This is a genomic window from Armatimonas sp. (genome assembly GCF_043760365.1).
GTDB lineage: Bacteria > Armatimonadota > Armatimonadia > Armatimonadales > Armatimonadaceae > Armatimonas.
In genome coordinates this window covers 1-3,777 of sequence record NZ_JAYUPA010000693.1, presented here as the reverse complement: position 1 = coordinate 3,777, position 3,777 = coordinate 1, and the positions used below count along the sequence as shown (strand labels likewise).

At 56.9% G+C, this 3,777-nt stretch carries 4 protein-coding genes; 1 reads left to right on the top strand and 3 read right to left on the bottom strand.

Features of this window, described 5'->3' with window-relative positions; translation table 11 throughout:
• Positions 1–232 precede the first annotated feature (232 nt).
• Positions 233–1,000, top strand: a complete 768-nt coding sequence (locus tag ACH2EH_RS16315) for a hypothetical protein (RefSeq protein ID WP_395143198.1) — start codon at positions 233–235, stop codon at positions 998–1,000.
• Positions 1,001–1,014: 14 nt separating this feature from the next.
• Here the strand turns inward: ACH2EH_RS16315 and ACH2EH_RS16310 are convergent, their stop codons facing one another.
• Genes ACH2EH_RS16310 through aroA form a run of 3 tightly spaced genes read right to left on the bottom strand, consistent with a single transcriptional unit; the run spans position 1,015 to position 3,649 of the window.
• Entirely contained in the window at positions 1,015–1,695 is a 681-nt protein-coding gene (locus ACH2EH_RS16310) for a lysophospholipid acyltransferase family protein (RefSeq protein ID WP_395143196.1), read from the bottom strand.
• On the bottom strand, positions 1,692–2,351 hold the full coding sequence (gene cmk / locus ACH2EH_RS16305) for a (d)CMP kinase (RefSeq protein WP_395143194.1): 660 nt from the start codon (positions 2,349–2,351) through the stop codon (positions 1,692–1,694). Before cmk ends, ACH2EH_RS16310 begins: the two co-directional genes overlap by 4 nt.
• A complete protein-coding gene (gene aroA / locus ACH2EH_RS16300; protein ID WP_395143192.1) occupies positions 2,336–3,649 on the bottom strand; it encodes a 3-phosphoshikimate 1-carboxyvinyltransferase in 1,314 nt (437 codons plus the stop codon). Before aroA ends, cmk begins: the two co-directional genes overlap by 16 nt.
• Positions 3,650–3,777 lie beyond the last annotated feature (128 nt).

Sequence of the window (3,777 nt, the reverse complement as noted above, 5' to 3'; positions counted from 1 at the left end):
TTTCTGGGTATCCGTGGCTTCTATCAATGTCGTGAGGCCCTCCTGAGCCAAGTGCATTTTGGCTCAGAATACCTCGGATTTTATATGCAATCGCCCTTGGATTAGAATGCCGCCTCATGAACGAGGAGAGCACGCGTCGCTTCTGGCGCAAGCACCACGATGTCGCGGAGCGACTTTATGGCCGCAGGCCAGCCAGCCTCCGACCTTCACGTCGGGGGATAATGAGGTTGAGATGCCCTTTGAATACGTCCCGTTGCTGCGAAAGCAGCTTGAACTCTACATGCTTCCGCGTGGCTTCGAGCGCTTCCAGAGCTATATTAAAACCATCATCAACGAGACTGGCGACGATGTTGCCCTCGCGCCACTTGTTTGGATGAACCCAATGGGCAAAGAACACTGCAACGCGCTTATGGAGCAGTATCTCTCCCGCGAGATTGATGCCGAGCGCCTCGCACAAGAGACGCTGGCCGAGTTCGCCACCGATGCCGCGCTGCGCGTTTCTCTCGTGCTTGTGGACGATGCGAAGGGCGGCTGGACTAACCGTACGGACTACGAGTACAAGCTCCGCACCCAGCTCGGCGCAACGCTACGACGTTCCCACTGGCTTTCTCTTATGCTCTGGACCAGCGCGACGCCCAGCCCGGAGATCGTCGTGGAAACCACACGCATCACGCTTCGGCGTGCCCTTCATGTTCTTGCACACGGCGATCCCAAGACACTTCAGGAGATTCTGGCACAAGAAGCCATCGCCCAAACAAAATACCCCGCGCTCGCTCCCGACGAGCGAACCTACACCCGCGAGGTTCTCACGCCGCTTTTAGACACGCCCATTGACAACATGCCCGTGATCGTCGCCGCGCTCTTTGGGGACACGGCAGCAACGGGCCTTGGCTATCCCCCACTCGGCCTTGGCGACAACGCCGGGATCTCCATCGCAAACCAGACGCCATGGCGGTGGTGTCAAGGGGAGCTACTTCCATCGTTTCTACACAGTCTCTAAGACGCCAGGCCTCGTTATTTCTTTTCCGGGGGTGGGATCGGGGAAAATACTCCTACACGGTGCGCGGGTTTACCACGCCAAGCCTCGCGGGTTCGTGCAATCGCCGCCATCAATTCGCTCGCGGCAGTCTCACGATCTGCATTCTTAGGCAGTGTGAAGGGTTCTCCAAAAGCGACTGTAATCCTCCCCCTACAAAGACCACCTTTCTTGCCCAGCACCCTACTGGCCCCACTGACAAAAACGGGAACAACACTGCAACCTGTCTTTATCGCAAAAGTGGCCGCGCCCGGCTCAGGCGTCCCCAGTTTCTCCTCAGAGTCCTCACGTGTTCCCTCAGGGAAAACACAAACCACGCGCCCCGCCTTAAGGTACCGAAGCGCCGTCTTAAATGCGGTCATGTCAGGCTCGCCGCGCTTCACAGGAAAGCCATCCACACCACGCAGTAGCCAGTTAATGATTTTATTGTGAAAAAGCTCCGCCTTGCCCATAAAAACCACTCGACGTGGGCTAACATTTCCAATGGCAACCGGATCCAGGTACGACGTGTGATTGCTCACGTAGAGAACAGCTCCCTCTTTGGGGACGTTTTCCTCGCCCTGTATATGAAACGTCGCCCAAGGCCGCAGGAGCACAAGAGTCCCACGTTTCAGTATCCAGTAGGTGTCTGTATGGGTTACAATCGTCTCATCACTCATGTGCTTACTTTACCCGCTAATTCCGTAACAATTTCGTCTATAGTGCGTCCATCCGTGAGCACGGCCAGTGCATCAGACGCGGCAACTAACGGCGATGCTTCCCGTGTCTGGTCACGCTCATCGCGCTCTCGCTGCTCCGCGAGAACCGTTTGGTAATCCATGGTCTCGCCCCGTGCTTCAAGCTCCGCGTGACGGCGTCGAGCACGCTCTTCAGACGAGGCAGTCAGAAAGACCTTCAGTTCCGCCTCAGGAAAGACAACGGTGCCTATATCGCGCCCTTCCATTACAACACCGCCCTCTGCGCCCAGTGCCCGCTGGAGCTGGACAAGTGCGCTCCTGACTCCAGGCACCGCTGCAACCTTGGATGCCATCTGTGAGACTTCAGGAGCACGAATCGCTGCCGTGACATCTTCGCCAGAAAGGGTCACTCGCTGCGGCTCTCCTACTCCCACCGGATCAAACGTAATCTGCGCCTGCTGAGCGAGACAAGTGGCTTCCTCTGGAGGCATCCCCCGCCGGAGTACCAGAAGGGCAACACAACGGTACATCGCTCCTGAGTCCAGGTAGACATAGCCAAGACGATCGGCAAGAAGCCGTGCCACGGTAGATTTCCCTGCCCCCGCGGGGCCATCAATCGCAACTACCCAGCGTCGCATAGTTCCTCCAGACACTCAAAAAAATTAGGGAACGTCTTTGCGACACAAGCGGGATTATCAATCACAATCCCCGGAGATCGCAGGCCTGTGATCGCAAACGCCATCGCCATCCGATGATCGTCGTAGGTCTGGATCGTGGCGGGGTGCAGCGATGTTGCAGGATAGATCGTCAGCCCATCGGACCGCTCCTCCACATCTACTCCCAGCCGTGTCAGCTCAGCCACAACAGCCGTAAGTCGGTCAGTTTCTTTGTGCCGGATATGCCCTACATTTTCAATCACGGTCGGTGAGCTCGCAAACGGTGCAATCGCCGCAAGGGTCATCACCGTATCAGAAATTGCATTCATGTCTAAAGTGATCCCCCTGAGCTGCTCGGGGCCATGAACATCAATGGCTCCATTGGCCATGACAACATCGCAGCCCATCGCCTCAAGCACCTTCACAAACTGAGTATCCCCCTGCAAAGAGCTTGGCCCCAGCCCGTGAATCCGTACCCAGCCTCCCGTTACGGCGGCGGCGGCAAAAAAATAGGACGCCGCAGAGGCATCGGGTTCAATTGCGTAGCTCTCCATCCGGGGTAAACCCAGCTCCCGTCGTCGCACCTGCTGCCGTCCGGATACACGGTACTCCTGCCCCCTATCCCGTGCGGACAAGCCAAATTGAGCGAGCATCGCCTGGGTCATCCGGACGTACGGCGCAGAGAGGATAGGGCCTTCCACCTGAATAATAGTTTCCTTAGCATCGGCAAAAGGAGCCGCGAGAAGTAAGCCGGAGAGGAACTGGCTGGAGGCATCCGCTCGAATTGTCGTGGATCCTCCGTGCAGCCCCTGCGCATGAATTATCAGGGGTGGGCATCCGGTCGGGCAGTCCACCGCAACCCCGAGCCCTTCGAGTGATTTCACGAGATCGCCAATAGGACGCTCACGCATGCGAGCAACACCGTCGAGGTGAAATGTCCCCTGCCCCAGTGCTGCAATGGGGCTAATGAAACGCGCAGTGGTGCCGGAGTTTCCCACAAAAAGTTCGGCCTGGGAAGCAGGAATAGTCCCTCCCTCACCCTGCACAGTTATCATCGCTGTATGCGGATCAGCTTCAATAGCAAACCCCAGTGCCTTCAAACAATCCTGCATTCGCTGTGTATCATCGGCAAAAAGTGCGCCAGTGAGGGTTAGTCGGCCATCGGTAAGTGCCGCCAGCGCCAGCGCACGATTTGTAATACTTTTGCTGCCGGGCACTTTCGCAGTGGCTCGAAGAGGGGAAGAAAGCGGAGTAATCTCGATCTGTGGCGGGTAGGTCACAAGGGACAGGATACCACATCCCCTGAAAGAGAAAAGCCCTTACTCGGTAGACTTACCAAGTAAGGGCTCAACATAAATTCTGGCGTCGCGCTATTTTCCCGGAGGCTTTTGCCCCAAGTATCTTCGCC

What these genes read in the sequence shown, in the direction of transcription:
- ACH2EH_RS16315 (WP_395143198.1), top strand. Translation starts at nt 233, where the DNA reads ATGCCCTTTGAATACGTCCCGTTGCTGCGAAAGCAGCTTGAACTCTAC.
- cmk (WP_395143194.1), bottom strand. Translation starts at nt 2,351, where the DNA reads ATGCGACGCTGGGTAGTTGCGATTGATGGCCCCGCGGGGGCAGGGAAA.
- ACH2EH_RS16310 (WP_395143196.1), bottom strand. Translation starts at nt 1,695, where the DNA reads ATGAGTGATGAGACGATTGTAACCCATACAGACACCTACTGGATACTG.